Raw genomic sequence first — 26,781 nt, 5'->3', positions numbered from 1 at the left:
CCAACATTGAGGACAGCAATGAAGATTTCCAGCTATGCCGCTCTGCAGGCGGGTGAGGCGCTGGTGCCTTACGAATATGATGCCGGTCCACTGGCCGCGGAAGATGTGCAGGTTGAGGTGGATTATTGCGGCGTCTGCCACTCCGATTTGTCGATGATTGATAACGAATGGGGCGGTTCGCGCTATCCCCTGATCGCGGGCCACGAAGTGATTGGTCGCGTCGTGGCGTTGGGTGATGCGGCGCACAATAAAGGGCTGAAATTAGGCCAACGCGTGGGTATCGGCTGGACGGCGAAAAGCTGTCAGCACTGCGATGCCTGCATTGAAGGCGATCAGGTGAACTGCGAAAACGGTAAAACCTCGACCATTAATAATCACGGCGGTTTTGCCAGCCATCTGCGTGCCAACTGGCAATGGGTGATTCCGCTGCCGGAGGCGCTGGATATCGCCACTGCCGGCCCTTTACTGTGCGGCGGTATCACCGTGTTCAAACCGCTATTGATGCACAACATTTCCGCCACCAGTCGCGTTGGCGTGATTGGCATCGGTGGACTGGGGCATATGGCGATCAAACTGCTACGCGCCATGGGCGCTAAGGTTACTGCGTTCAGCTCCTCAGCGACGAAAACCGATTCGATCAAGGCGATGGGCGCCGATCGGGTGGTAAACAGCCGCGATCCGCAGGCGTTAAGCGCATTGGCTGGGCAGTTTGACCTGATTATTAGCACCGTGGCGGTGGATTTGGACTGGAGGCCCTATTATCAGGCGCTGGCGCGTAAAGGCGCGTTTCACACCGTCGGCGCGGTGATGAAGCCGTTTGAAGTGCCGGCATTCAGTTTGATTGTGGGCGATCGGGCGTTAACGGGTTCGTCTACCGGTTCGCCGGGACAACTGCGTGCGTTACTGAAACTGGCATCGCGCACTGATATTGCGCCACAGGTGGAGGAGTTTCCTATGTCGCAGGTGAATGCCGCATTGGATCACGTGCGTGCCGGTAAAGCGCATTATCGTGTGGTGTTGAAAGCGGATTTTTAAACGCGTATTAGCACATACCGTAGCGGCGCGATTTATCGCGCAATAAATTGCGCCGCTACAACTTAGTGCATTGATAAAGAAAAAGTGCGCACCGTTTTACATCAGCCCCGCGAATCATCCTTCTCGCCGAGGAAGAAATACCACAATGGAATCGACGTTAGCGCGGTAAACACCGTGGTATATAACGCGATCATAAAGCCCTGCGTGATATACATGGTTAGCGACCAATGGCTAAACGGAATGCCATATTGATCGATCACGCCACCGATAATGGCGTTGCTCATCACGGTGCCAACAATCAGCGCCAAAATAAACAAACCGCGCAGGAAGTAGCGCATCTCTTTACGCTTCACCGCAAAACGCGCGCGGATAATGCCCAGCGGCGATTGCTGTGAGGCTAGCAGGGCCGCCTCATCCAGCGGTGCACGTTGCTGCTTGCGCCAGCGCAGAATATCCACCAGCAGGAAGGCCAGCAAACTCGCCCCCATCACCGGCAGCGCATAGCCAAGCGCCAGCGCTACCATCAACCAGGCACCTTTCGCATACTGCGGCAGCACCATCCAGCTTTCGGTCAGGGTTTGTGCCGGGTTCGCTTCCACATCTTTCGGGCGACGAATCCACCACATGCGATAACCCAACACGATCATGCTGCACAAACCCAAACCAAAGAACGCCAGCAACAGCTGATTAGGCAAACCAAACAGCACGCCCATGTGTGCGTCGACGCCCCAGCGCGTCAGCTTCGCAACTAACGGGAAACGATCGAAATAGACGTGGTCCACCACGCTAAAGTCCTGTGGATTAACCGAAACCGCATCCACCTGAGTTGGCCAACTGCGGTCAATTTCCGTTACCGCCCACGCTTTTTCCGCGCTTTTCGGCTGACGTAGTTCAAGTTTGGACGCGCTGAGTCCATCCTGACGCGCCGCATTCAGGACGCGATCCCAATCGGCATCGGCGGCGTTATTACGCATCGGTTTTGCTGGCGCCGCCGCCGGTTTGGTCATGGATGACATCGACATATTCATGCCCGCCATATCCATATCCGGCATATGATCGGCATGCGGATCGGCGGGGGCTGCGGGCGCATCACTGTTCAGCGAGGTATTGACCTGCGGCGTCAGCCAGTTTAGCTCGGTACGCATGCGATCAATATTGCCGCCCGCCCACTGCGACCATGTCAGGCCAGTGATCGAGAAGAACACCAATCCGACCACCAGCGTTAAACCGAGCGTGACATGCCAGTGACGGCTGAAGGCAAATCCTTTGCGCGGCTGTTTTAGCTTACGTTTTGGACGCGTTCCCAACCACAGCACTACACCGCCAAGTGCGGCTACCCACAGCCAGGATGCGGCCAGTTCGCTGTAATTGCGTCCGAAATCGCCAAGCAGCAGGCTACTGTGAAGTAAGTCGATGGTAGTACGCAGCGGCAATACGCCGCTGGTGCCATACACCGGCAGATCACCAACAACTTTCAGGCTGTAAGGATCGATAAACACCGCGCGTGACTGCGAAGTGCCGAGTGACGAATCGCTGAATTGCACGCGTGTGGTGTCCGTTGCGCCGGGCGCCGGACGTACCGCGAAGATGTGCTGGTTCTCCCCAGCATAAGCGCGCGCGGCAGTGATTTGTGCCGACAGTGGCTGCGCATTGCTGTGCGGTTCGGCGGTCAGCGCATCGGCATAAATCAGGTTTTCCAGCTGGGGTGTTAACACGTAAAGCGTGCCGCTGAGTGCCGCGATAAAGATGAACGGGGCGACAAACAGACCGATGTAAAAATGTAAGCGACGTAGCAAATTAAGCACCGCACCGCGCGGTGCTGCAGAGTGAGCAGCAGACAAAGCCGTCTTCCTTCCAAAAAGAAATTGTCTTAGCGCAACGCTACAGTTGAGCGTGCACTGCAAAAAATTAAGTCAGCAGGGAAGAAGTGCAGGAGGGGCGCGCGGTCGATGGATGCTGCTAACGCGACGTATAATCGGCGCAACCACATGTGGCAGCGGCGGCGCACGCGAGATCACCATGATCAACCAGATGAACGGGATGAACACCCACATCAGCAGCGGGACATGCACCAGCAGATCGCAGTAGCCGCAGGCGAACTCGCCGTCATCCATCATGTGATGGCTCATGCCGGGCATCGACATATCCGCCATCATCATCTCATGATGGCTCATTGAGCTGCTCATCATGCTGTGTTGCGGCATCGCCAGCATCTGGTTTTGCCGCTCCATCAACGTTTTCGACACAATCGGCGCGACGAACAGCAGCAGCACCGCCACAATGGCGACGCAGGCAGTCAAACGCTGGCGGAAGTGATGTGTAAACGTCATGGTTGCTAGTGGATGATTCCGTAAATGAGGCGGAAGTGTAACGCGATTGACGTGGATGGGTTAAAAAAATAGAGGCTATTTAAGAAAAAATTCGCACCTTTTGAAAATAGTCACTTAACGCGCCGCGTTTGTTAACCTCTATTTAACTTGAAAAAAACAGAGAAGAAACATCAAAACGGGACCAAAAAATAACATTGGGGGTAGGTAAGATATCTAATCCCCACGTGCGCAAATTGGAGGAGATGTGAAAAAATTTATGTATACAGAGGCATTAGCAAATTTATCTGGGATTCTGGAGCTGGCTAATAAAGGTGAGTCAGTTGAAATTACGCTACAAAATGGGGGTTCGGTCAATGTCGTCAGTAAAGCCAGTTATGAAGAGTACCGTAAGATCCTCCTTAATGCCGAATTTGCAGAGTTAATGGGTGAGTTTGATGAATCCAATAAGGCATTGAGCCAGTGTTGAGGGAATGTCAAAACAATAATAACAAGAGTTATATCAATATATTGCGATAAATATCTTCTCTTCATATTGTAATTGATATGATTTTTTCGCGGTTAAATGATGCATTAGGCCGTTAAAAAATCGATCGTCCCAGCCGCTCGGTGAGTTTTTCCAGCAGCGCGGTGCCGGCCAATGAGTTGCCCGAGTGATCCAACGCAGGCGACCAGACCGCAATACTCATCTCGCCGGGAATCACGGCCACAATACCGCCACCGACGCCTGATTTAGCCGGCATCCCAACGCGCCAGGCGAACTCACCGGCGCCATCGTACATGCCGCTGGTCATCATCAACGCATTGACCTGACGCGCCTGACGCGGCGAGATCACCGCCGATTCGTCATCCTGAGTGCGGCCGTGATTCGCGAGATACAGGAAGGTGCGCGCCAACTCTTCGCAACTCATCGCCAGCGAGCAGTAGTGAAAATAGGTTTCCATCACTTTGCTGACATCGTTGTGGAAATTGCCAAACGATTTCATCAGCCAGGCAATCGCCGCGTTGCGCGCCGAATGCTCGTATTCAGAACGCGCCACGACGCGGTCGTAATTGATGTCCGGTTGCTGTGCCAGACGCCTTACGATCTCCAGCATGCGCTGACGCGGTGCGGTGAGGCGGCTTTCCAGCAGATCGCACATCACCAGCGCGCCGGCATTAATAAACGGATTGCGCGGTTTGCCCTGTTCCAGCTCCAGCTGTACCAGCGAATTAAATGCCTGCCCGGAAGGCTCTTTACCGACGCGTTGCCAGATCTCGCCATCTTCGTACAGCGTCAGCGCCACGCTGAGTGACAACACTTTGGAGATTGACTGGATGGAGAAACGGGTCGCGGCATCACCGGCCTGAAAACAGCGGCCATCGGGCGTGCAAATAGCGATGCCGAGCTGATCGGCCTCTACATCGGCCAGCGCCGGAATATAATCCGCCACTTTTCCCTGCTGGGTTAATGGGCGAACTTCGCTAACTATCTCTTCAAGCAGTGCATTACTGAGTTCCGACACCTTCACGCTCCGTGTAGCCAATCGTGGCCCGGATAATGGTGATTTGCGCGCAGCGCGTCAATCGGCAGCGCGAAATTCTGTGAGCCTTCTGGGTGAAGCCTGCGTTACAGTGCGGGCTGTTTTCATTAACTATAGAGCCCGCGCGATGATAACCAACCTGTTCCGCGATTTCCCCGCCGCCGCACAGAACGGCAGCGCTGAGACGTTTGAAGCGCTGCTTGCGCAGCCTAATCTGCATATCGAACGCATCGTTTCAACCGGGCAAGCGAGTCCACCCGATTTTTGGTACTGCCAGACGCAGGGTGAATGGGTGATGGTTTTACAAGGATCGGCAGGATTGCAGCTGGAAGGCGAAGCGCAGGAGCGTCATCTGCATGCCGGCGATTTTGTCGAGATTCCAGCAGGCTGCCGCCATCGCGTTAACTGGACGGACAGCAGCGGCCCAACCGTGTGGCTCGCGGTGCATTATGGCGCGCTGCCGATGGATTTGGCTTAAGGACGCTTGTCGACGCTGTGCGTCGAAGTGGTCCAGCGGCGCGCCTGTAGTGAGGGTGGCGCACGATTCCGCTTAGTGACCAATGAACTGAGAGCCTCATCACGTGCGAAAAATATATTCCATGTTATAAAATATGGAAAATTAATTTCAATTTGAGAGGATTCTATCATGTCATCGCTCCCGTCTCTGGACAGCCTGTTGCAGCAGGAAGCTGAACACCGTTTACCGCAGTTTGATTTCGATTTAGCCTGGCAAATTGGACAAAGCATCCAGCAGCGTGGCCGTGAAGAGAATGCGCCTATCGCTATCGAAGTCTATGCATTTGGCCAGGTGCTATTTCTTGCAGCATTGCCAGGATCTGCGCCAGAGAATCTGGAATGGATGCGACGTAAACGTAACACCGTGCTGTTAACCGGCCACTCGTCGATGTATGTGGGACTTTTTAATGAGCAGAAGGGCGAGCGGATGGCACAGCAGCGCAATATCCGTCAGGAAGATTACACCGATCACGGTGGGTCCTTCCCATTGCTGACTTCTCAGGGCGCGATCATCGGCGCCGTCACCATCAGCGGTTTACCTTCTGCAGACGATCATGCGTTAGCGCTGTGGGGAATTACCCAGCTGCTGCGCTGATAATCCAGTGTGATGCGGCGCGCGAAATCGCGCCGCTTCAACTTCTGATGAAAAAATGACTGTTTATTTCATCGCGGGCAGTTTCAACTTATCCCCTGCGCCGGTGGCTTTACGTAGATCGGCAACCTGACTGGCTTTCACTTCTGCACCCTGATTGCCCCACGAATTCCTCACGTAGTTGAGCACGTCGGCCATCTCCTGATCGTTGAGCTTCCAGGAAAATGCCGGCATGCCTGCGGACGTTGGGCGGCCTTCGGTGTGCGGCGCACGAGCGCCATCCAGCAGCGCATGAATCATGTTGGTCGGATCGTTCTGCATCGCGCCATTGCTGGCGAAGGCTGGCACCATGCCGGTGATACCTTCTCCCGACAAACCGTGGCAGGCAGAGCAATCCACTTCATAACGCAGCGCGGCCTGTTCCTGACGCGCTTTATCCATCACAAATCCGCTGGCTTTTGCGGTGGACGACACTGGTAAGCTGCGCAGATAGGTGGCGATAGATTGCAGATCGCGATCGTTAAAATATTGCGTTGAGTGTTCAACCGCTTCCGCCATCGGGCCTGCCGCCACGCTCTCGCCGTTGGAGCCAGTTTTCAGGTAGTCGGCAATCTGCGCGTCGCTCCATTTACCAATGCCAGCGTGTGGATTTGGCGTGATGTCTGGCGCGTACCAGCTGCCCAGATTACCGCCTTGCAGATACTGGCTACCGATCTCGCCGCCTAGCGCGTTGCGCGCGGTGTGGCAAACGCTACAGTGCGCCGGACCGTCCACGATATATTTGCCGCGATTCCACTCGTCGTTCTGCGCGGTTTGCGGTTTAAACGCATTGTTATCAAAGAACAACAGGTTCCAGCCCGCCATCGCCAGACGAATGTTATACGGGAAGTTCATGCCCGCATTTTCATCCACGGCGTTGTTCACCGGTTTTTGCGCCGAGAAGTAGGCCCAAAGATCGTGCATGTCGCCATCGCTCATCTGGGTGTACGCGGTGTACGGCATCGCCGGATACAGGAAGCCGTGATCGCCACGCCCCTGACGCACCGCGTTGAAGAAATCGCGTTCGGTCATTTTGCCGATTCCGGTAGCGCGATCTGGCGAAATGTTCGAGGTTTTCAGCGCGCCAAACGGCGTATCGATGTTGTAGCCGCCGGAGAAGTCGGCATTGTGGCAGGCGGCACAGTCGGCAAGACGCATCACATATTCGCCGCGTTTGATGGCCGCATCATCGTTGCTGTGAAAATCGGCCAACTGCACCTTATCGTCGGCAACGTTGGAGCGAGCGCTGTCTAACACCACCCATAATCTGCCTGTTGCCGCAATGCCCGCCAGCACCGCCAGCGCGGCGAGGGTGTAAGTTATTTTCTTTGCTTTCGCCATGATTACGCCCCCACCAGCGGTGCCGGATTGTTGATGTACTTCTGGTGAATCGCCTGTGCGGCGCGAACCGCCAGCGCACCAATGGTGATGGTGGGGTTGTAACCGCCGTTATTCGGGAAGGCCGACGCGCCCACCACAAACAGGTTGTGCGCATCCCAGCTTTGCAGATAAGGATTGAGGGCCGAGGTGCTGGGATCGGCGCCCATCACCGCACCACCAATGGTATGCGAACTGTGCTGCTGGTAAGGGTTCCAGCTCTTCTCTGCCTGGTTATCGACCACCATGTGCTGGCCGCCCATCTCTTTCATGATATTGATAGCGCGGTCGGTAACATATCTCGCCATGCGCACATCGTTCTGGTTCCAGTCGAAGGTGGTGCGGATCAGCGGTTGGCCGTGACGATCTTTATAGTTCGGATCGAGATCGAGATAGGCTTCACGCATCGGCATTGAGGTGCCCTGACAGAAGATGGTGCCAGCGCTTTGATAATCGCGTTTGTAGCCCGCTTTCCACTCGCTGCCCCAACGCCTGGTGCCAGGACGCAGGCTATTCATGTTCTGAATCGGACGGCCGTTGGTGGAGAAGCCCATGATGCCCGCGCCGCCGATGAAATCGAGTTCGCTGTGATCGAAGTTATCGCCGTTGAAATCATCGATTTGCACCGCAAGCGCGCCGCCGCCGATGAACGGGTTCATATATTCGTTATCGAAGTAACCGGTGACCGTAGAGCAGGTTTGATAGTTGTAGTTTCGGCCAATGGTGCCGCGACCGGTCAGCGGATTGTATTGCTCGCCTACGCCGGAGAGCAGCATCAGGCGCACGTTATCCATCTGATAAGCAGTGATGCAGACGATATCGGCTGGCTGGAAGCCTTCCACGCCATCCTGCGTGATGAATTTAACGCCTTTTACCGTTTTGCCATCGTCATGTTTCACCGCGTGCAGCACTTCGGTTTCGGTCAGCAGCGTGAAGTTCGGGCGGCGCATCAGCACCGGCAGAATGCACGCTTGCGGTGATGATTTGGAAAAGTTGCCGCAGCCGTGGAAGTCGCAGAAGCCGCAATAGGTGCACGGGCCCATACTGACGCCGAGTGGATTCACGTAAGCCTGAGAGAGATTACCTGCAGGGATGGTGAAGGGGTGATAACCCATGCTCTCGGTGGTTTTACGGTATTTGCTCATCCAGTGCGTATCTTTCAGCGGTGGCGTCGGATAGTCGCGCGAGCGCGGTCCTTCAAACACGTTGCCGCCTTTCTGCAACTGACCGTTGAGATTGCCGGCGATACCAGACGTCCCGGCAATACGCTCAAAGCGATCGTAAAACGGCGCCATGTCGTCGTAGGTCACGCCCCAGTCCTGCAACTGCAAGCCCTGCATCTTTTTAACGCCGTAGCGCTCGCGGGTTTGCTTTGCCACTTCAAAATCCCACGGCGTAAAACGCCATGACATGCCAGCCCAGTGTGTGCCTGCGCCGCCGACGTTCCAGCCAAACTGAAACGCTGACCAGTTACGCACCGGGGCGGCGAGCTGATCGCTGCGGTTACGGAAGGTGGTGGTTTCCACGCTCATTGGCTGCAAAATTTTACGGCGGGTATGAAAACGCAGTTCGTCGGCATCAATGGCGACCGGGAAATCGGTCGAGGTATCACGCCAGGCTCCGCGCTCAATGGCAACCACATTGAGTCCCGCACGGGTTAGCTCTTCCGCCATCACCGAACCGGCCCAACCCAGGCCGACGATCACCACGTCAGCTTTATTTCTTACTAGTGACATTAACTCAGCTCCGGCTATTTAATCGTTAGGAATTAGACTGACGGGAATAAGTGCCAGATTTTCGTTACGGCGTTCGATATAAGGACGATAGTCATAGCGCGCACCGGGAAAACCGATCATCTTCCAGCCCGCCATATTTTTATTACCGCCATAAATCGGATCGGCCAAATAGCTTTCACGCGCGTTTTGCAGCATTAATTCAAAAAGCGCCTGGCTATTTACGTCTGCTCCTAAATCAATTTTGCCGTCTTCCATCTTTGTCAGAAATTCATCGATCTGCTGCGCAGTTAAGGTATGCAGTGAGGCCTGATGATGTTGCTGTGCCCACTTTTCCAGCGCCGCTAAGCCGGTTAAATAGCGCGCTTTCGGTGGCGTGAGAAATTGGGGGCTGCCCATCAATGCTTCTTCATTTTCCGGGTGCAGCGGCGCCTGTAAATAGAGCGCTGCGCCAGAACCATAATCACCCGCTAGTTGGTTATCGAGGAATTCAATCGCGCCCGCTTCACTGGCGGATGGGCCAAGATCATCGGCGGGGATCAGACGATCAAAAATGGCCGCCAGGTTTTGTCGATCCAATGGGTTGGTGAGTACCTGATAGCCGTCTCGCCATGCCGGCTGGGGCAAGTGATCGGAGCTGAGTTGGGTCTCCAGCGGGACGTTGTGCAGCTCTTTAGCGCGCAGCTGCGGCGCGACGGCGAGCGATGCAACAATGCCGCTGAGTGAAAAGAGCGCTTCTCTTCGGTTCATACTTCTTATCCCTTAATCATTCCATCCTCAGATGGACACCACAAATTATTATTTACAGAGCACGACGTTCTAAACTGACAGACGCAGTGATGCCCAATACAAATAGCGCACAGGCGTCATCGACGAATCCACGTTCGTTATTATTTTTTGGCAGAAGGTATTAAAATACGCATCGCGCGTTGCAATAGGGCCAACGCGCTATTTATCAGGCTGGAGGTTTTCCGCGCCATGGCAAATAAGCTTCACGGGAAACCCGTTAATCGGGCTCCCTTTCTGTTAATTAATATATTTATTCATATCATCAATGCAGTGACGGGAAATATCCCACAGGTCATCTTCCCAGTTATGCGGGCTTAATAATTCTGGCGACCAGACGCCATCGTATCCGGTAGCCTTCACAGCTTCGACCCAGGCGGCAATATCCACATCGCCTTCACCCGGCGCATAGTTACGTTGCACCCATTCGTCCCAGGCCTCGCCCGGTTTAGCCGCGCGGCCATCGCAGAAATGCACGCCGTAAATCAGATCTTTATCCATGCGCGCCACTTCCGCTGGCGTGGTAGCGCCGCCCGCATGCAGATGCCAGAAATCCACTACCACACCCAGGTTATCTTTGCCGCTCTGTTTGATCAGATCGAGCGCGTGCTGCAGTGAGTTGAACGCGGTGAACGCCACTACTTCAATCTGGAATTTGATGCCGAGCGGCGCACCGATATCGGCAATCGCGGAGATGTTGTCCAGCAGGATGGCATCGCGCTCGGCATTAGTCAGGTGATCAAGTTCGGTCAGCGCCATGATTTGCACCACTGGACAACGCAGCTCCACAGCGGCCTGGCAGATTTTTTCCGCTTCACGCATTAGCTCGGCTCGCGCTTTCGGCTCATGGCGACCAATGCGTTTCAGTGCATTGATGCAGGTAATCTCGATGCTGTATTTCGCCATCAAATCGCGGTAGGCGGCATAGCTGCCACCGTTATCCAGATAGCGATACAGATGCTCTGGCAGGATTTCTAATCCACTAAAGCCCGTTTCATGGGCGATGCGTAACTGAGTGACGGCATTGCTGTACCAAACAGACACGCCATGCAACGACAACTTCATCTCTCCTCCTTGTTACCTCACGGCTTCAGGTGAGAGCGACGAACACGCAATTCTCCCTGAGACCAAACGCCACCTGGAGTGGCACGTCCATCAATCAGCCGGTTTAAGGCTTCTGTGATGATCAAATCAATACGCTGGCTGAAGCTGGTGAGCTGCCAGCTCGGCAGACTGGCTTCATCGATGTCATCAAAGCCCACCACCGCCATAAATTTATTGCCTGCACCTTCGCGCAGTGCGGCTAATGCACCGAGTGCCAGCACATCGTTTTCACAAAATAGCGCTTCGATGCGCTGATCGGGTGCTTGCGCGTTTAGGTAATCGGTTAACGCCGTATAGCTACACTCGCGGGCATAAGCGCCTGCCGTCAGCAACACGTCGAGCTGCAAGCCTGCATCGTTCAGCGCGAGCTGAAGGCCCTCCAGACGCAACGTGTGGTGGCTTCTGGTGGCGGGTCCCATCATGTAACCGATGCGCGTATAACCCTGTGCCAGCAGCAGTTCACCCAGCTTTTTGCCCGCATGTAAGCCATCAATGCTGACCACTTCAATGCCAGGCTCATCATTGTTACGGCACACCTGCACTAACGGAATGTGGTGCATCTCGCGCGCAACGGCGATTAATTCATCACTCAGCACCGTGCCGAGAAACAGCATGCCATCAACCTGCAGCTGGTCGGCCAGCGAAAGCACTGCGCGATAATTTTCGCCGCTGCCGATATTCAACAGCAGCGCCATATAACCGCGCTGTTGCAGCTGGCGGGTGACAGTGTCGAGCATCAGCATGGTGTGCGGATTTTTTAGCTCGTCGATCACCACGCCAATAATATGTGTCTTCTTTTGCGACAGGCTGCGTGCCAGCAGGTTAGGGCGATAGCCCAGTTCGCTGGCAATGGCCATGACGCGTTCGCGCGCTTTATCAGAAATTGACGCGCCCGGCGTAAAAGCGCGCGAGACCGTCCATTTCGAGACGCCTGCCAATCGTGCAACGTCGCTGGCGGTGGCTTTGTGTGGTTTTTCGGTTGGTTTACTCATAGCACCTGCGTAGGGGTATTAACGGAAGACCCCCAGCATTGAACGTTAAAGCCAACGGAAAATAAACACCTGAGCGCACGCATTTGGCGCAAAGCGCGACAAATAATCTTGTTTTTATGATGTTGCGATTATGTTTGATCAGTGCACCCGATTGCAACATTTTTTGCAATCGGGTGCATTACATTAAGATTTTGTGATCGGTTTCGCTGATTTGCACTTTGCCAGATTGACGTGAAAGTCAATATCGCTGACATTTCGCTCAGTTTAACGCGAAAAAATGGCGTTTATACTCATGAGTGCAGGCTTTTTTGCACCCGGTAACAAAGTTAATGTTAGCAGAATAAATATCCTCAAATCTTACTGCCACTCATTTTGCACCCGGGTGCAAAATTAAAAGGAGTTGTTATGCTCAACGGTGAAAAGAGTATCCCACGTCCATTGCGCTGGGCCATGATCGGCGGCGGTCGTCTAAGCCAGGTTGGCTATAAACACCGTTCTGGCGCCCTGCGTGATAACACCGCCTATCAAATGGTGGCGAGCGCGTTTGATATTGATGCCGAGCGCGGTCGCGATTTTGGCGTCAATCTCGGTTTGGCGGCAGAACGCTGCTACGACAATTATCAGCAACTGCTGGCCGAAGAGGCGAAGCGGGAAGATGGCGTGGAAGTGGTATCGATTGCCACGCCAAATGGCACTCACTATGAAATCACCAAAGCCGCTCTGAATGCTGGTATTCACGTGATTTGCGAGAAGCCGCTGTTTTTCACCTGTGCCGAAGCGCAGGAAATCAAACAACTGGCCGCGACGAAAGGCTTGATCGTTGGCGTGACGTACGGATTCTCTGGCCATCCGTTGCTGATGCAGATGCGCGCGATGATCGCTAATGGCGAAATTGGTGATGTGCGCATGGTGGAGTTGCAATACACCCACGGCTTTAGCGCTAATGACAGCGCCGACAAGTTCAGCGAAGCACAGAAATGGCGGGTCGATCCCAAAATTGCCGGACCTTCATTTGTCCTTGGGGATATCTCTACTCACACCTTCTACATCTCACAGCTGGTGCTACCGCAGCTGAAAGTGAAATCGCTGCTGTGCGATCGCCAGAGCTTCATTCCGTCGCGCGCACCGCTAGAAGATAACGCGATGGTGTTGATGCATTACGACAACGGTGCGGTAGGGCGCATGTGGGCGTCCTCCATCAACGCCGGTTCGATGGACAGCCAAAGCATTCGGGTGATTGGTTCGCGTGCCAGCCTGGAGTGGAGCGATTACAACCCGGGCGAGCTGAAGTATGAAGTGCAGGGCCAACCGAATCAGATTATGCATCACGGCATGCCGTATCTGCACGAAAGCGCCTTGGCTGATGAACGTCTCGGGGCGCTGCATACCGAAGGGCTGGCGGAATCCTGGGCCAATATCTATCTCAAATTTGCCATCGCCATCAGCGCCACGCAACGCAGAGACCAACAGACGCTCGATAACCTGATCTATCCGGACATCAACGCCGGGATTGAAGGTGTGCGCTGGATCGAAAACTGCGTGCGGTCTGCGGATAACGGCGCGAGCTGGGTTAATTACGAATAAGGAATGCTATGAAACTCTCTTTTTGTACCGATAGCCTGGGTCATCTGCCGTTTGAACAGATGCTGGATAAACTGCTGGAGCTGGGGGTTTACGGCGTTGAAATGACCACCGGTGGCTGGTCCCCGGCGCCGCATCTGCGCACCGAAGCGCTGCTGGCGAGCGCGACGCAACGGCAGCAGTTGCTGCAGGCGCTGGAGAGTCGCGGCATGTCAATTGCGGCGCTGAATGTGTCGGGAAATCCGCTCGATCCGGGCGAGTTGGGCAATAAGCACAAGCGCGATACGGAAAACGCGCTGGTTTTGGCCGGTGAATTGGGCGTGAAGAAAATCGTCATGATGAGTGGCCTGCCGCCCGCTAGCCCGCATGACACCATTCCCAACTGGATCACCTACACCGTAAGCTGGCCGCCCACGCTGAAAAACTGCCTCGATTATCAGTGGAATGAAGTGGCAATTCCTTACTGGCAAGGGCTGGTGGAACGTGCCAAAGCCAGCGGCGTCGAAAAGTTTGCACTTGAAAACTTCAGCTCGATGCTGGTGTGGAATCCGGAAACCCTGTTCCGTCTGCGCAATGCGGTGGGCGATATGGTCGGGCTGAATCTCGATCCCAGCCATCTGCTGTGGATGGGAGCCGATCCGATTGCTGCCGCGCGCGCGCTCGGCCCGGCGATTCATCACTGCCACGGCAAGGATGTGCGACTGGAACGTGGGCTGGTGAACATTAACGGCTTACTGGAAACCAAACCGGTGGAAGACGTTGCCAACCGTGCCTGGAATTATGTTGCAGTGGGCTGCGGCCAGGATCTGCAGTGGTGGAAGGAGTTCTTCTCGGTGGTGCGCATGATGGGCTATAACGATTGGGTATCGCTGGAGATGGAAGATCTTACCATGTCGGTGGACGCCGGCATCACCTCATCAATTGCGGCACTCAAGCAAACCCTTAGCCAGTAAGGTGCAATACACGGCGGGTTTGCGCTCGCCGTGTGCTGTACTTCCTTCCGCGCCTGCCTGATAATTCGTGCTTATACGAACCATTGAGAGGCAAGCCATGCTGGAAAATCACCCACCGCGCGCTGATATTCGTCTGGAAAATGTACTGGCGGCATTGGGCAATCCGATGCGTATGACGGTAGTCAGCATTCTGGCGGATGGCGGTGAACATACCTGCGGGTCGCTGCTGAAAGGCGTATCGAAATCGACCTTGACCCATCACTGGCGCGTGCTGCGCGAGGGCGGCATTATCTGGCAGAAACCGTCCGGCCGCGAAAACCTGCTGTCGCTGCGACGCGACGATCTTGACGCGCGTTTTCCCGGTTTACTGGATTCGTTATTGAGTGCCACTGAGCAAGATGCGCTCACCACCGCCACGCTGAATGAGTTCCACGTTAAATAACCCGCGCGCGGCCCGCCAGCGTGGCCACCACCATCTGCAGCGCCGCAATCACTAATAGCAACATTAGCGGCCACTGCCAGCTGCCGCTGACGTCATGCAGCAGGCCAAAGCACAACGGCCCGAGCGCCGCCAATCCATAACCGACGCATTGCGCCATGCCCGATAATTTCGCGGCCTGCAGATGATCACCGGTGCGCAGATTAAACAGCGTCAGGCAAATCCCCATTGACGCTCCCGCCCCCAGCCCCGCCAGAATCAGCCACAGTAGCGCGTAGTTCGGCGCAAGCAGCAACCCTGCTACGGCCACAAAGATTGCCAGTGACGCGAGAAAACCGATTACGCGCTGATCGCGCATTCTCTTCAAGGCGCTCATGCAGGCCAGATTCGAAACGATCGCCACTATCTGATACACAAACAGCATGCCGCCGGCTTCCAGCTGACTGATGCCGCTGTCTTGCGCGAAAGGGGTGATCCAGCCAATTAAGGTGTAAAACACCAGCGACTGGCAAGCCATAAACAGGGAAACCTGCCAGCCTAATGCGGCGCGCCAGGGCGATCGCGTGAGAGTAGCGCTGGCTGTACCTTTTTTCTGAGTGGCGGGCTTTTTCAAATACGGCAGCCAGGCGAGCAGCGCGACTACCGCCGGAATCAGCCATACCGCCAGCGAAAGACGCCAGCCTGCGCTGTTCAACTCTGCCAGCGGCACGACAACGCCAGACGCAATACTGGCGGTAATCGCCATGGTCATTGCATACAGCCCAATATAACGCGCGGTATGCTCGGTGAAATCACGCTTAATTAGCGGCGGCAGAAGCACATTGGCGGCAGCAATACCGGAGCTGAGAATTACGGTGCCGGCCCACAGGGCATTTTCACTGCCGCTAATGCGCAGCACCGATCCCAGCGTAATCAGCAGCAACGCGCCCCATAAACTGCGCTCCAGACCAAAACGATTGCCGAACCACGCAGCCGGTGGCGCTAAGGTGGCAAACATCAGCAGCGGTAAGAAGTTAATCACCCCCGCCGCGCTGGCGCTCAGGCCAAACGTCAGACGAATATTTTCCAGCACCGGACCGACCGCCGTAATCGGCGTGCGCAAATTGGCCGCCGTCAGCAGCAGCAAAAACAGGAAAAAACCAGAACGACGTAGGGCAGGATTCGCAGATAAAGCGGTATGGGTCATATTTTCGCACCATAACAATGAGGCAGACCAGGTCTGCATATGGTGCGTTGGTTGACGTTAACGCTTACGCAGCGGCGGCAGGCCGCTGAAAGGAGGGCAATATTAACCAGTGAAGTGGCGGATGTACAGCCAATAAACCTAACGCTAGATAATCTGTAATTTGACACTTACCTTGCGCCATCCGCTATCCGCGTCCACCTTTAGTATTTCCCCCTTTTTCCACAAATGGACGAACAATGCTCTGGTTATGGAACACGCTCATTCTGTTAGCGACCGTGGTGGTGATGGAAATCGTCGCGGCGCTCTCGCATAAATACATCATGCACGGTTGGGGATGGGGTTGGCATGAATCACACCACGAACCGCACAGCGGTAAGTTTGAGCTTAACGATCTCTACGCAGTGGTATTTGCGGTGCTGGCGATTGTGCTGATTTATGTCGGTGTGCAGGGCTTGTGGCCACTGCAGTGGATTGGCGCTGGGATGACCACTTACGGCGCGCTCTATTTCATGGTGCACGATGGTCTGGTACATCAACGCTGGCCGTTTCGCTACATCCCGCGCAAAGGCTATCTTAAGCGCTTGTACATGGCGCACCGCATGCATCATGCGGTACGTGGACGTGAAGGCTGCGTATCATTTGGCTTCCTGTATGCGCCGTCGCTCAGCAAGCTGCAGGCCACGCTGCGCCAGCGTCACGGACGCAAACTCAACGAGGACGTTGCCACAAATCAGCCGGACGCGGCTCAGGACGAGCCACGCGTGAAGTAATGGCGGAACCCGCGCCTTTCACCAGCAGCGCCAGTTTCTCCGCCCGGCTGGTGCGCTGCCGAGCATCCCAGGCGTGCGCGCCGGCCTGCTGAACTTTTACCCCAATTTCGCGATAAACGCCGTGTGCGGTGGCAATGGCCCACGCCGAACGCAGCGGCAAACCCGGCAAGCCGGATCGTGCCGAATGATAGTAAGGTTCCGCTTCCGCCACTAAGCGCGCTGCCAGCAATGCCAGCGCGGTACGATGTTGCGGATCGCCAAGCGTTTCGGCACGTAATCCAGCCTGCTCGAGCCAGGTTTGCGGCAGATAGCAGCGGCCGTTTTGCGCATCTTCCACGATATCGCGAGCAATGTTAGTCAGCTGAAATGCCAGCCCTAAATCGCAGGCGTGATCCAGCACCGCTTCATCGCGAACGCCCATCACGCGGGCCATCATCAAGCCGACGACGCCCGCGACGTGGTAGCAGTAGCGCAGCGTGTCATCGAAGGTTGCGTAGTGTTCATCGCGCGCATCCATGGCGAAACCTTCCAGATGATCAAACGCCAGCTGCTGAGGCAACTGGTGGATGATCGCCACCTCCTGAAAAGCCTTAAACGCCGGTTCATCCATGTGGGCACCGCTGTAGGCGCGACGCGTTTCAATCTGCAGATGGTGCATGCGTGCCTGCGCATCCTCCACCGCGTGTTGCGTGCCCCCTTCGCCTAGCGTTTGTCCATCAATCACATCATCGCAGTGGCGGCACCACGCATACAGCATCAGCGTGCTGCGGCGCGTTGGCGCGTCGAATAATTTAGCGGCGGTGGCGAAACTCTTCGAACCTACCGCCATGGTTTGCGTGACTTGCTCAAGGAGTGGCTGACGGTTCATTGGTGGCGATCCTCCAGCATTAGCTGGGCGGTGGCCTTGGCCGATCCAATCACACCCGGCACGCCCGCGCCGGGATGCGTGCCCGCGCCAACCAAATAAAGATTACTGATATCAGCATCACGATTGTGCGGACGGAACCAGGCGCTTTGCGTCAAAATCGGTTCCAGCGAAAACGCCGAACCGTGATGGGCATGCAGCGTGTCGCGAAAATCAAACGGTGTAAACATGCGGTGTGTCACCAATTGCTGACGTAGTCCCGGCATATAGTGCTGCTCCAGATAAGCAAAAATTCGATCGCGCAAGCGCGGTCCTTCCTGTTGCCAGTCGATGTCAGCGGTGCCGAGATGCGGCACCGGCGCTAACACATAAAAGCTGCCGCAGCCCGGCGGTGCCAGCGAAGGATCGCTGCTGCAGGGCGCGTGTAAATAGAGCGAAAAATCCTCTGCCAGCTCGCCGCTGTTAAAAATTTCATCGATCAACTCGCGGTAGCGCGGACCAAAACACACCGTGTGATGCGCGAGCTGCGTATGGGGCTGATTCAGGCCAAAATAGAGTACAAACAGCGAGTTGCTCATACGCTTACGCTTCAGCGAGATCGCCCGCTTGCGGGCGTGCGGATGCTGGCGCAGCAGCGTGTCGTAGGTATGGACCACATCGGCATTTGAGGCCACGGCGGCGGCGGCGAAACGTCTGCCATCCTTGAGCTCAACACCGCTAATCCGGTCACCTATGGTTTCAAGCTGGCTGACTTCGGCATTCAACAACAGTTCGCCGCCGAGATCTTCAAACAGTCGCGCCATACCTTTAACCAGCGCGCCGGTGCCTCCGCGCGGAAACCACACGCCCCATTCACGCTCGAGCGCATGGATTAAGGTATAGATCGATGAGGTTGCAAAAGGATTACCGCCGACCAGCAATGAGTGAAAGGAAAACGCCTGGCGCAGGTGATCGTCCTGAATAAATTTCGCTACCATGCTGTAAACGCTGCGCCAGGCCTGCAAACGACCCAGCTGCGGGGCGACGCGCAGCATGTCGCGAATATGCAAAAACGGCACCGTGCCGAGTTTCAGATAACCCTCTTTAAACACCTCGCGCGAATAGGCGAGAAACTGGCGATAGCCAGCGACATCCTGCGGGTTGAACGTGGCAATCTGCTGCTCGAGCAGCGGCTGATTGTTATCGTAATCGAGTTGTTTACCATCTTCCCAGCACAGGCGATAGAACGGTGTCACCGGCATCAGTTCGACGTAATCACTGAGCGATTTTCCTGCTAGCGTGAACAACTCTTCAATAGCGCTGGGATCGGTGATCACCGTTGGCCCGGCATCGAAGGTAAAACCTTCATCCTCAAACACATAAGCGCGTCCGCCCGGTTTATCGCGCTGCTCCAGCAAGGTTGTCGGCACGCCCGCGGCTTGCAGGCGAATCGCCAGCGCCAGGCCACCAAAGCCTGCGCCAATCACGTAAGTGCGTTTCATTTTTTCTTCCCTGTATTACCTGAAGTCATCAATAGCGCGCGCAGCGCTTCGCCGATGGGCACCGGCGGTTTGCCGGATAAAATTCGTGCTTTGTCGCGCAGGCGCAGTCGCCCGGCGTAAAAGCGGCTAATCAGTCCGGCGTCGAGCCGGTAGAAACGTTGCATCACGCGCCAGCGCTGCTCGGGACGTCCGGCGAGAAACAGCATGCGATTCAGCAGGCGGAAAAAGCGCTGATCGCGCCACTGCTGACGTGCAAAGCGTTCGATTTGCCGGCTGATCGTGCTGGCGTCGCCGGGCAAGCTGCAGGCAACCCGTTCTGCCAGCGCGACGGCTGACGGCAATGAATAGCCGGTGGTGGCGTGAAATAATCCGGCACGCAGCCCGCTGCTGGGCTGGTCGCGCTGTTGCTGCCAAAACCGATCGATATCACCGCTTAAAGTAATGGGTAACACGCCATGCTCTTCACGCAGCAGCATGCTGAGCTTCCAGCCTTGCTGCGCGGCATACTCGGCGAGGTGTTGGCGTACACTGTTTTCGTTCAGCGTGGGCTGATTAACGTAGTAGGTGTCTTCAATCAATAGGCGGTCGGCGCTGAGCGGCAGCGTGTAGACGAAACGGTAGCCCGCTTGCTGGTCGACGGTGGCATCCATCAATATTGGCTGCTGCAAACCATGCGGCTGTGCCAGCTGCCACTCTTGTCCGACAAACACCTGATAACCCAGCTGAAGATGCGGCGTTGACTGCAAGCCGCGACCATCGATCACCACCTGCGCATGAAGTTCGCGGCCATCTGCCAGCGTCACCTGCGTAGGTGAAACCACGCTTACCGGCGCGTTACACCATAGATCGTCGCCGATGACGTCTTTCAGCTGGTGAGCAAAATCGCATGAGAAAATCGAACAATACTCACCGTGCAATGTACGACGCAGCGCGGGAAAACGGACCTGATAACCCGGCCAGCGCACGGAAATCAGCGGTTCCAGCCAACTCAGCTGTTCAGCAGTGAGATCGCTGCGATGAAAGGACCAGGTATGATTTCCCGCCGGATGCGCGTTGCTCTCCAGTAGCAGGCAAGTCAATTGCGGTTGCAGCTGGCGCAGGCGCAGCGCAATCAGGCCATTCGCCAGTCCGGCGCCGACCAGAATCACATCATACTGCGTACGCATTAGGTGGCCTCCGCAAGCACAACTTGTTGCTGGCATAACGCTTGCTCGACGATATCCGCCGCACGCTGGCAGCCGCCTGCGCGCTGCAGCTGCGCCTGAATCGCGGACATGCGTAGCACATAGCGCTCGTCATTTAGCAGCTGGTGTAAATGACGTTCCAGTTGCGGGACGCGGCTGAAACGTGAAGCGCGGCGGCCCACTCCGTGCCACTCAATGCGCGCCGCCACGCCGGGCTGGTCAAAGGCTATCGGCAGCGCCAGCATTGGCGTGCCGCACTCGAGTGCTTCCAGCGCGCTATTTAAGCCAGCGTGGGTGATAAACAGCTGCGCATGCTGCAGTGCCGCGCGCTGATCAACGAAATCGGTCACCCACGCGGCACCGGCCAGCTCAAGTTGGTGCACCTGATGCGCATTCAGGCCACCGCAATGGGCGATCACCAGCGACAGCCGCTGCTGGCGGCACGCCTGTGCCAGACGCAGAAACAGCCGCATACGGTGGCCCTGCAGCGTACCAAGCGAGGCATACACCACCGGCTGGCGCAGCGCTGGCCAGGGCGCATTGAGCGGCGCAGGCGAAATCGGGGCGCGCAGCGGGCCCACCGCATGAAAACAGGCTGGCAAATGTTGACGCGGAAAATCAAACGCGGGCACCATCTGGCTGATTTGCGCCAGCGGCGACAGGCACTGATGCAAACCGCTGCGCTCGGTTAAGTTAAACGCGCGTGCATGTTTGCGGATCACCTCGCCGTGACGCCGCATAATACGATCATAGATATCGCTGCTGGCCTGGAAACGTTTCAGCGCTTTCTCGTCCTGGGCAAAGCGAAAGGGCATGACCGCCAGTGGAATGCCGGCTTCACGATTGACCGGCAACGCGCAGGCCACCGACACAAACGGTAGACGTAAAGCCTCCGCGACCAAACCTCCCGCCGCCTCCATTTCATCCGCGATCACACCATCAATCTTTAATGCCTTTAATACCGCCGGTAGCTCGCGGCACAACATGTCGGTAGTGTTGGCAAGATCCCTGATCACGCGAAACAGCGATAAGCCGCCCGGCGACGCCAGGCGATGCAACACCGGCGCCAGCGATCCGGCAGGATGCGTCTGCTGCCCGACGGCAACAAAATCAATACGTTCGTCGCTGAGCAAGGTGCGCGCATCGGCTTGTTGAATAAACGTGATGCGATGGCCGCGCGCCAGCAACGTTTGTGCCAGCGCCTGCAAGGCGTGAAAGTGGCTGTAAAGCGGCGGCGCAATCACCGCAAAGTGGCCCACGGGCGGAGCCGCGCTCAGTTGAACATCGCCAGCTGTTGATTAAACAGGGCGTGCATATATTGGCGAGTGGCGATGCCGCGATGGCAGGCGCTGGCGAGATGCGCATCAGCGCTGCGCAGGTGATCGCGCAGGCGGCGTTCCGCACCATCCGCACCAAGCATTTGTACGAGGGTGGATTTGCCCTGATCCTGATTCACATCTTTTCCAGTGTGTTTGCAGCCATCGGTGAGATCGTCGAGCAACTGAAAAGCTTGACCCAAATCCTGAGCGATGAGGCTGAGACGTTGCCGCACCTGCGGCGCAGCATCAGCGGCAATCGCCGCCATTTGCAGCGTGGCGCGAAACAGTACGCTGGTCTTCAATTCGTTGGTTAGCGCGATGGCTTCCGGGCTGCGGCTCTGCGCGCCTTCATGCAAATCCTGAAATTGCCCTTGCACCAATCCTTGCAGGCCAACGGCGGAGGAGAGTTCGGCAATCGCCTCGGATTTATGCTGCGCGAGCAAGCCGGGTGCAATCGCAATCACTTCAAAAGCGCGGCTAAGCAGGGCGACGGCCGCCAGAATCGCCACGTTTTCACCAAATTCGCGATGCACGGTGGGGCGACCACGCCGCATCTGCGCGTTATCCATTGATGGAATATCATCAAGAATCAGCGATGCTGCGTGCACCATCTCTACCGCGCAGGCGAGATCGAGAAGACCATGTTGAGTCAGCTCGCACCCCATGTCGCGCGCGGCCAGCATCAGTAATAAAGGTCGAATGCGTTTGCCCTGCGCCAAAGTCCCGGCCCGCATGGCGGCACGCACGCGATCGGTAGGCTGACCCGCAGGCAGCAAATGCTCAAGATGTGCCTGTAAATTTTGCTGCAGCTGAAGAAGTTCGCTTTCCTGATGTGCTGTGGTATCGACATGGGCGGTCATCGTGGCTATCCATGGTTGGTGAAATTTTTATGCTTTTTGATTAACCGTAGACTGCGTAAGGTGAGTTCGCCAGCGGGCGCCGCGCATTAGGCGTGTAATTAACCTTCAGGAGTGCGGGATTTTAATTCTCTTATTCACGTGATCGTATTAGCGAAAAAAGTAACAGCTGCGCCGTAACATAAATAACTCCGTTAGGCTGGTGGCAAATAAATACACCTAATGGAAAATATAATGACAACTTCACAACCTGCCATTTTGATAATTCAGCCGCTGATGCCACAGCTGGATGAAAAGCTAACCCAGCATTTTCACTGCTATCGTTTATATGAACAGCCCGATCCGGCGGTATTTATTGCGCGGCACGGCACAGCGATTAAGGCGATTGTCACGCGTGGCGACGTTGGGGTTGAGACTGCACTGCTGGAGCAGCTGCCAGAGTGTAAAGCGATTGCGGTATTTGGCGTGGGCACCGATCGTATCGACCTTAATTATGCTGCGGCACAAGATATTCAGATCAGTATTACGCGCGATATCCTCACCGATGACGTTGCGGATTTAGCTCTGACTTTGACGCTGGCATTTTCTCGCAATCTGGTGGCTTACCATCAATTTGCGCAGTCGGGTGCCTGGGAAAACAATGCGGTAGCGCTCTCCAGTCGCGCCAGCGGGAAAAGAATCGGTATTGCTGGCTTGGGTGCAATTGGATTAGCCATTGCCCGCCGAGCCGAAGCCTTTGGCATGCAGGTGGCTTATACCGCGCGCACGGCGAAAGAAGTAAGTTATAAGCGTTGCGACAACATTGAGCAGCTGGCAGCATTTAGCGATTTTCTTGTGCTGGCATTACCGGGCAGCGCGGAAAACCTGCAATTAGTCGATGCAAAAGTGCTGACAGCGCTGGGTAAAGAGGGCGTGCTGATCAATATCGCGCGCGGCACGGTCATCAATGAAGCGGACCTGATCGCTGCTTTACAGCAGGGAACCATTAAAGGTGCGGCGCTGGATGTCTATCCGCAAGAACCGATTATTAATCCGGCGCTGCGTCAATTGGATAATGTGCTATTAACTCCCCATATTGCCAGCGCAACCCATGAAACACGTGCGCAAATGACCAATAATGTACTGGAGAATTTGCTGGCCTATTTCGCTGATGGGAAGATTCTGACAGCGGTATAATTATGATGTCGGTATTCAGATGAAATTCTTATAACCTGAGCCACAATCCTTATTAAGATATCGCAATTCTCATCTGTTTGGGCTGTTATGCTATTGGCACTTTATTCAGGAGCCCATTATGACAGCACAAAAAATTGCAATTATTGGCGGCGGCGTTATCGGTTTAGCGGTGGCGCGCGCTTTAGCTTTGCAGGGCGTTGAAGTCACAATATTCGAACAACAGCATATCGGTGCAGGAACCAGCAGCACCACGTTCGCCTGGGTTAACTCCAACGGCAAACAGCCGCACAGTTATCACCAGCTTAATGCGCTATCAATGGAAGAGCACCGCAAACTGCAACAGGCGCAGCCGAACGGTTTGCGCTGGCTGGAGACCGGCGGCACCTGGGAGTGGGCCGCGCAGGGCGATGCGCAGCAGCGCTTACTGCAGCGCGCAACGTCGCTGCAGTCGCTTGGCTATGCGGCGCGTGAAGCTTCGCCAGCTGATGTGCTGCGCGATATTCCTGAGCTGCGCGCGCAAGCGATTAGCGGCAGCGTGTGGCATTTCCCCAGCGAATCGGTATTGCATCCCGCGATTTATCTGGCGCGTTTATGGTCAGAGGCTAAAGCGCATGGCGCGGTGCTGTATCAGCAACAGCGCATCATCAGCATCAGCGAGAGTGCTACGCAAGTTACCCTCCAACTTGAAAACGGCGAGCAGTGGCAGGGCGATCGTCTGGTGCTGGCCACCGGGCGTTGGGCCAATCAGCTGTTGAGTTCACTTGGCCTCAATCTGGCGCTGCTGGATACCAGTAAACCCAACGCGGTGGCCTGCAGCTTCCTGGTGCGTACCGCGCCGCAACCGCTGTCGCTGCACGCCAATCTTATCTCGCCGCAGCTTAACGTGCGCCCGGATGGCGGCGGACGTTTGCTGCTGCAAGCGCTCGAGCTGGATCATCTGGCCGATTCCGCCGCACCACCATCCCTCCACAGCGATATCGCCGGGCAGTTCCGCGAACGTTATCACGCGTTGTTTGACGATGCTGGCGAGTTGCAGATTGAACAGATCGTGGTGGGGCAACGTGCGCGACCTGCAGATGGTTTGCCCGCGCTGGGTTATGTGACGCCGCATCAGCGCGTGTATGTGGCGGTGACGCACAGCGGAATCACGCTTTCGCCGCTGATTGGCAAGCTGGTGGCTGAGGAGGTGGTCAAGGATGTGGCGAGAGAATTACTGAGTGACTTCCGCCCGCAGCGTCTGTTGGGGAAAAGTGCGGAAGAATTCGCCCCGATCAAACGGAATTTTCCGGCGGCACAGTAAAGCCATTTTCTATTAAAATGATATTTTTATGCCAATTTTGTGTAGCTGAACGCGTTATGTTGTTACTAATATGTTATTGGTAATGACATTAACTTCTCTTTTAACGCACACGGAGCAAGCATGAAAATTGGCATTGTGGGTTACGGCACCGGCGGCAAAAATTTCCACGCCCCCTTTATCACGGCAGCAAAAGGGCTTGAGCTGGCGGGGATTGTCGCCCGCGCACCGGCAACCATTGCGAAAGTGAAAGCGGATTTCCCCGACGTGCCGATTTACGCCAGCCTGACCGAAATGCTGGCAGCGGGTGTAGATATCGTCACCATCACCACGCCGCCGCAAACCCGGCGTGAGTTGGTGCTGGAAGCGATCGATGCAGGTGTGGCGGTGATAGCCGATAAACCCTTTGCGCCGGATGCCAAAACCGGCCGTGAGCTGGCTGCGGCGGCGCAGGAGAAAGGCGTGGTGCTAGGGGTTTATCACAACCGTCGCTTTGATGCAGATATCCAGACGCTGAAGAAACTGATCGAGCAGCAACGCCTGGGCAAAGTATGGCGTTTGCATAATCGTATGGATCTCGACGAACCGGAAACGCTGGAAGGCGGCCCCAACGGCGGTTTGCTGCGTGATATGGGAAGTCATCTGGTCGATCAGGCGTTATGGCTGCTGGGCCCGGTCAGCAGCGTTTACGCGCAACTGGACATTATTGAGGTGGATGAAGGTCCAACCGACGCCAGCTTCTTCATCACACTCACGCATAAAAATGGCAGCCATTCCTATGTTTCATCCAGCAAGGTGAATCATCTTGTCGCGCGTGAGTTGCGCGTTTACGGCGAGAAGGGCAGCTATCTTTCTCAAGGCACCGATGTACAGGCGCAGGCGATTTTTGCCGGTAAGCGCCCAGCGGATGATTTGGCCAACTGGGGCTTCGAGCAACGCGACCGTTGGGGCACTTTACACCACGCAGAGGGCGACGAAGCGGTGCCGTCGGAGCAGGGCGCCTATCACGCCTATTATGAAGCCTTTGCCGAAGCGGTGCGTAACGGTAACGAACCGCCGGTGACCGCCAAACAAGCCATTGACGTATTGGCGGTGCTGGATGCCGCCTTTATCAGCGCGCGGGAAAATCGCGTGGTAAGCATCGATTAACCTGATATTCGGTTCATCGGTCGCCATGAATGGCATAATTCCGGCTAGTTCAGCGCTGAGCGACTTTCGTTCGCCATCGACTGGAGTAGTTTCAGCTATGTCGTGCGGCGACCGAGCAGAGGTCGCCTGGCCGCGCCCTCTGCACTCCCCGGCCCTGCGCCAGCTCATCCCGCCGCTTCGCGGTGCCTTCACTCAATCGCGATTCCTGACGGACCGGCGGCGATTCGCTCCTGCTCAGCGCCGCCTCTCGCCGCATCCCTGCGGCTCGCCCTGGAATCCCTCACTCGCTCAGCGGGCTGGGATGTCGTCTCAACACCCGCGCTGCAGCATCAATGCCTATTCCTGGAGCATCATCGCTTTAACGCCTGTAGGGCTGATGAATCCCCACAAAAACGAAGCAGGCACAGTGGAAAAATGATCTAATTATTGCGCCAACAAAAAATAAGATCGCCACTATGCCTGCTTCCGCATTTTGCCATAAATTCTTACGTAAATCTTTA

At 55.8% G+C, this 26,781-nt stretch carries 25 protein-coding genes; 11 read left to right on the top strand and 14 right to left on the bottom strand.

Translation table 11 applies throughout. The features are described from left to right. The first annotated feature begins 18 nt into the window (after positions 1 to 18). A complete protein-coding gene (locus tag AC790_RS21145; protein ID WP_049853063.1) occupies positions 19 to 1,035 on the top strand; it encodes an NAD(P)-dependent alcohol dehydrogenase in 1,017 nt (338 codons plus the stop codon). A gap of 101 nt (positions 1,036 to 1,136) precedes the next feature. On the opposite strand, the gene AC790_RS21140 is transcribed toward AC790_RS21145, so the two are convergent. Next, positions 1,137 to 2,876, bottom strand: coding sequence for a DUF2534 family protein (locus AC790_RS21140; protein WP_049853062.1), 1,740 nt, complete (start codon positions 2,874 to 2,876; stop codon positions 1,137 to 1,139). A gap of 72 nt (positions 2,877 to 2,948) precedes the next feature. Further along, positions 2,949 to 3,365 carry a DUF2946 domain-containing protein gene (locus AC790_RS21135; RefSeq protein WP_049853061.1) on the bottom strand — a complete coding sequence of 139 codons (417 nt, stop codon included), beginning with the start codon at positions 3,363 to 3,365 and terminating at the stop codon, positions 2,949 to 2,951. A 244-nt stretch (positions 3,366 to 3,609) separates the two neighbouring features. Here AC790_RS21135 and AC790_RS21130 point away from each other — a divergent pair, with 244 nt between their 5' ends. Continuing rightward, positions 3,610 to 3,831: a type II toxin-antitoxin system Phd/YefM family antitoxin gene (locus AC790_RS21130; RefSeq protein WP_049853060.1), complete on the top strand. Its 222-nt coding sequence runs from the start codon at positions 3,610 to 3,612 to the stop codon at positions 3,829 to 3,831. Positions 3,832 to 3,943: 112 nt separating this feature from the next. Here AC790_RS21130 and glsB read toward each other — a convergent pair whose 3' ends face one another. After that, positions 3,944 to 4,867, bottom strand: coding sequence for a glutaminase B (gene glsB / locus AC790_RS21125; protein ID WP_049853059.1), 924 nt, complete (start codon positions 4,865 to 4,867; stop codon positions 3,944 to 3,946). Positions 4,868 to 5,012: 145 nt separating this feature from the next. On the opposite strand from glsB, the gene AC790_RS21120 reads away from it, so the two are divergent. Both AC790_RS21120 and AC790_RS21115 read left to right on the top strand, forming a co-directional pair. Beyond that, the gene (locus tag AC790_RS21120) at positions 5,013 to 5,363 is read left to right on the top strand and encodes a cupin domain-containing protein (protein ID WP_049853058.1); all 351 of its coding nucleotides are present in this window, start codon (positions 5,013 to 5,015) and stop codon (positions 5,361 to 5,363) included. 168 nt (positions 5,364 to 5,531) lie between these two features. Beyond that, positions 5,532 to 5,996: a heme-degrading domain-containing protein gene (locus AC790_RS21115; protein WP_007889767.1), complete on the top strand. Its 465-nt coding sequence runs from the start codon at positions 5,532 to 5,534 to the stop codon at positions 5,994 to 5,996. A 63-nt stretch (positions 5,997 to 6,059) separates the two neighbouring features. Here the strand turns inward: AC790_RS21115 and AC790_RS21110 are convergent, their stop codons facing one another. From AC790_RS21110 to AC790_RS21090, 5 genes are all read right to left on the bottom strand, one after another. Further along, positions 6,060 to 7,373, bottom strand: coding sequence for a cytochrome c (locus AC790_RS21110; protein ID WP_049853057.1), 1,314 nt, complete (start codon positions 7,371 to 7,373; stop codon positions 6,060 to 6,062). 2 nt (positions 7,374 to 7,375) lie between these two features. Beyond that, a complete protein-coding gene (locus AC790_RS21105; RefSeq protein ID WP_049853056.1) occupies positions 7,376 to 9,145 on the bottom strand; it encodes a GMC family oxidoreductase in 1,770 nt (589 codons plus the stop codon). A gap of 18 nt (positions 9,146 to 9,163) precedes the next feature. Continuing rightward, positions 9,164 to 9,892 (bottom strand): gluconate 2-dehydrogenase subunit 3 family protein, encoded by a 729-nt coding sequence (locus tag AC790_RS21100; protein WP_049853055.1) that lies wholly within the window; start codon positions 9,890 to 9,892, stop codon positions 9,164 to 9,166. Between the two features lie 276 nt (positions 9,893 to 10,168). Further along, positions 10,169 to 10,993, bottom strand: coding sequence for a sugar phosphate isomerase/epimerase (locus AC790_RS21095; RefSeq protein ID WP_049853054.1), 825 nt, complete (start codon positions 10,991 to 10,993; stop codon positions 10,169 to 10,171). 17 nt (positions 10,994 to 11,010) lie between these two features. Continuing rightward, on the bottom strand, positions 11,011 to 12,024 hold the full coding sequence (locus tag AC790_RS21090) for a LacI family DNA-binding transcriptional regulator (RefSeq protein WP_049853053.1): 1,014 nt from the start codon (positions 12,022 to 12,024) through the stop codon (positions 11,011 to 11,013). A gap of 405 nt (positions 12,025 to 12,429) precedes the next feature. Here AC790_RS21090 and AC790_RS21085 point away from each other — a divergent pair, with 405 nt between their 5' ends. From AC790_RS21085 to AC790_RS21075, 3 genes are all read left to right on the top strand, one after another. Further along, a complete protein-coding gene (locus AC790_RS21085; RefSeq protein WP_049853052.1) occupies positions 12,430 to 13,608 on the top strand; it encodes a Gfo/Idh/MocA family protein in 1,179 nt (392 codons plus the stop codon). An 8-nt stretch (positions 13,609 to 13,616) separates the two neighbouring features. After that, positions 13,617 to 14,558, top strand: a complete 942-nt coding sequence (locus AC790_RS21080) for a sugar phosphate isomerase/epimerase (protein ID WP_049853051.1) — start codon at positions 13,617 to 13,619, stop codon at positions 14,556 to 14,558. Between the two features lie 97 nt (positions 14,559 to 14,655). Then, a complete protein-coding gene (locus tag AC790_RS21075; protein WP_007889758.1) occupies positions 14,656 to 15,000 on the top strand; it encodes a helix-turn-helix transcriptional regulator in 345 nt (114 codons plus the stop codon). Here the strand turns inward: AC790_RS21075 and AC790_RS21070 are convergent. Beyond that, positions 14,993 to 16,183 carry an MFS transporter gene (locus AC790_RS21070; protein WP_049853050.1) on the bottom strand — a complete coding sequence of 397 codons (1,191 nt, stop codon included), beginning with the start codon at positions 16,181 to 16,183 and terminating at the stop codon, positions 14,993 to 14,995. The genes AC790_RS21075 and AC790_RS21070 overlap by 8 nt on opposite strands. A 236-nt stretch (positions 16,184 to 16,419) precedes the next feature. Here AC790_RS21070 and AC790_RS21065 point away from each other — a divergent pair, with 236 nt between their 5' ends. Next, positions 16,420 to 16,953, top strand: coding sequence for a sterol desaturase family protein (locus AC790_RS21065; protein ID WP_049853049.1), 534 nt, complete (start codon positions 16,420 to 16,422; stop codon positions 16,951 to 16,953). Here AC790_RS21065 and crtB read toward each other — a convergent pair. The 5 genes from crtB to AC790_RS21040 are packed head-to-tail and all read right to left on the bottom strand — an operon-like array spanning position 16,892 to position 22,662. Next, positions 16,892 to 17,821 carry a 15-cis-phytoene synthase CrtB gene (gene crtB / locus AC790_RS21060; RefSeq protein ID WP_049853048.1) on the bottom strand — a complete coding sequence of 310 codons (930 nt, stop codon included), beginning with the start codon at positions 17,819 to 17,821 and terminating at the stop codon, positions 16,892 to 16,894. The genes AC790_RS21065 and crtB overlap by 62 nt on opposite strands. Further along, entirely contained in the window at positions 17,818 to 19,299 is a 1,482-nt protein-coding gene (locus AC790_RS21055) for a phytoene desaturase (RefSeq protein WP_049853047.1), read from the bottom strand. The genes crtB and AC790_RS21055 overlap by 4 nt, the downstream gene beginning before the upstream one ends. Next, on the bottom strand, positions 19,296 to 20,465 hold the full coding sequence (crtY, locus tag AC790_RS21050) for a lycopene beta-cyclase CrtY (protein WP_049853046.1): 1,170 nt from the start codon (positions 20,463 to 20,465) through the stop codon (positions 19,296 to 19,298). Before crtY ends, AC790_RS21055 begins: the two co-directional genes overlap by 4 nt. After that, entirely contained in the window at positions 20,465 to 21,742 is a 1,278-nt protein-coding gene (locus tag AC790_RS21045) for a glycosyltransferase (RefSeq protein WP_049853045.1), read from the bottom strand. The genes crtY and AC790_RS21045 overlap by 1 nt, the downstream gene beginning before the upstream one ends. A gap of 14 nt (positions 21,743 to 21,756) precedes the next feature. Beyond that, positions 21,757 to 22,662 (bottom strand): polyprenyl synthetase family protein, encoded by a 906-nt coding sequence (locus AC790_RS21040; protein ID WP_049853044.1) that lies wholly within the window; start codon positions 22,660 to 22,662, stop codon positions 21,757 to 21,759. Positions 22,663 to 22,893: 231 nt separating this feature from the next. Here AC790_RS21040 and AC790_RS21035 point away from each other — a divergent pair, with 231 nt between their 5' ends. From AC790_RS21035 to AC790_RS21025, 3 genes are all read left to right on the top strand, one after another. Beyond that, on the top strand, positions 22,894 to 23,835 hold the full coding sequence (locus AC790_RS21035; protein WP_049853043.1) for a 2-hydroxyacid dehydrogenase: 942 nt from the start codon (positions 22,894 to 22,896) through the stop codon (positions 23,833 to 23,835). 118 nt (positions 23,836 to 23,953) lie between these two features. Continuing rightward, positions 23,954 to 25,135 (top strand): FAD-binding oxidoreductase, encoded by a 1,182-nt coding sequence (locus tag AC790_RS21030; protein ID WP_049853042.1) that lies wholly within the window; start codon positions 23,954 to 23,956, stop codon positions 25,133 to 25,135. Positions 25,136 to 25,255: 120 nt separating this feature from the next. After that, on the top strand, positions 25,256 to 26,281 hold the full coding sequence (locus AC790_RS21025; protein ID WP_049853041.1) for a Gfo/Idh/MocA family protein: 1,026 nt from the start codon (positions 25,256 to 25,258) through the stop codon (positions 26,279 to 26,281). Positions 26,282 to 26,781 lie beyond the last annotated feature (500 nt).

This window comes from Pantoea sp. RIT-PI-b (assembly GCF_001187905.1).
GTDB classification, from domain to species: Bacteria; Pseudomonadota; Gammaproteobacteria; order Enterobacterales; family Enterobacteriaceae; genus Pantoea; species Pantoea nemavictus.
Note: the sequence above shows the minus strand (reverse complement) of the source record. Positions and strands in the feature narration are given on the sequence as shown.

What these genes read in the sequence shown, in the direction of transcription:
- AC790_RS21145 (WP_049853063.1), top strand. Translation starts at nt 19, where the DNA reads ATGAAGATTTCCAGCTATGCCGCTCTGCAGGCGGGTGAGGCGCTGGTG.
- AC790_RS21135 (WP_049853061.1), bottom strand. Translation starts at nt 3,365, where the DNA reads ATGACGTTTACACATCACTTCCGCCAGCGTTTGACTGCCTGCGTCGCC.
- AC790_RS21120 (WP_049853058.1), top strand. Translation starts at nt 5,013, where the DNA reads ATGATAACCAACCTGTTCCGCGATTTCCCCGCCGCCGCACAGAACGGC.
- AC790_RS21115 (WP_007889767.1), top strand. Translation starts at nt 5,532, where the DNA reads ATGTCATCGCTCCCGTCTCTGGACAGCCTGTTGCAGCAGGAAGCTGAA.
- AC790_RS21110 (WP_049853057.1), bottom strand. Translation starts at nt 7,373, where the DNA reads ATGGCGAAAGCAAAGAAAATAACTTACACCCTCGCCGCGCTGGCGGTG.
- AC790_RS21105 (WP_049853056.1), bottom strand. Translation starts at nt 9,145, where the DNA reads ATGTCACTAGTAAGAAATAAAGCTGACGTGGTGATCGTCGGCCTGGGT.
- AC790_RS21100 (WP_049853055.1), bottom strand. Translation starts at nt 9,892, where the DNA reads ATGAACCGAAGAGAAGCGCTCTTTTCACTCAGCGGCATTGTTGCATCG.
- AC790_RS21095 (WP_049853054.1), bottom strand. Translation starts at nt 10,993, where the DNA reads ATGAAGTTGTCGTTGCATGGCGTGTCTGTTTGGTACAGCAATGCCGTC.
- AC790_RS21090 (WP_049853053.1), bottom strand. Translation starts at nt 12,024, where the DNA reads ATGAGTAAACCAACCGAAAAACCACACAAAGCCACCGCCAGCGACGTT.
- AC790_RS21085 (WP_049853052.1), top strand. Translation starts at nt 12,430, where the DNA reads ATGCTCAACGGTGAAAAGAGTATCCCACGTCCATTGCGCTGGGCCATG.
- AC790_RS21080 (WP_049853051.1), top strand. Translation starts at nt 13,617, where the DNA reads ATGAAACTCTCTTTTTGTACCGATAGCCTGGGTCATCTGCCGTTTGAA.
- AC790_RS21075 (WP_007889758.1), top strand. Translation starts at nt 14,656, where the DNA reads ATGCTGGAAAATCACCCACCGCGCGCTGATATTCGTCTGGAAAATGTA.
- AC790_RS21070 (WP_049853050.1), bottom strand. Translation starts at nt 16,183, where the DNA reads ATGACCCATACCGCTTTATCTGCGAATCCTGCCCTACGTCGTTCTGGT.
- AC790_RS21065 (WP_049853049.1), top strand. Translation starts at nt 16,420, where the DNA reads ATGCTCTGGTTATGGAACACGCTCATTCTGTTAGCGACCGTGGTGGTG.
- crtB (WP_049853048.1), bottom strand. Translation starts at nt 17,821, where the DNA reads ATGAACCGTCAGCCACTCCTTGAGCAAGTCACGCAAACCATGGCGGTA.
- AC790_RS21055 (WP_049853047.1), bottom strand. Translation starts at nt 19,299, where the DNA reads ATGAAACGCACTTACGTGATTGGCGCAGGCTTTGGTGGCCTGGCGCTG.
- crtY (WP_049853046.1), bottom strand. Translation starts at nt 20,465, where the DNA reads ATGCGTACGCAGTATGATGTGATTCTGGTCGGCGCCGGACTGGCGAAT.
- AC790_RS21040 (WP_049853044.1), bottom strand. Translation starts at nt 22,662, where the DNA reads ATGACCGCCCATGTCGATACCACAGCACATCAGGAAAGCGAACTTCTT.
- AC790_RS21035 (WP_049853043.1), top strand. Translation starts at nt 22,894, where the DNA reads ATGACAACTTCACAACCTGCCATTTTGATAATTCAGCCGCTGATGCCA.
- AC790_RS21030 (WP_049853042.1), top strand. Translation starts at nt 23,954, where the DNA reads ATGACAGCACAAAAAATTGCAATTATTGGCGGCGGCGTTATCGGTTTA.
- AC790_RS21025 (WP_049853041.1), top strand. Translation starts at nt 25,256, where the DNA reads ATGAAAATTGGCATTGTGGGTTACGGCACCGGCGGCAAAAATTTCCAC.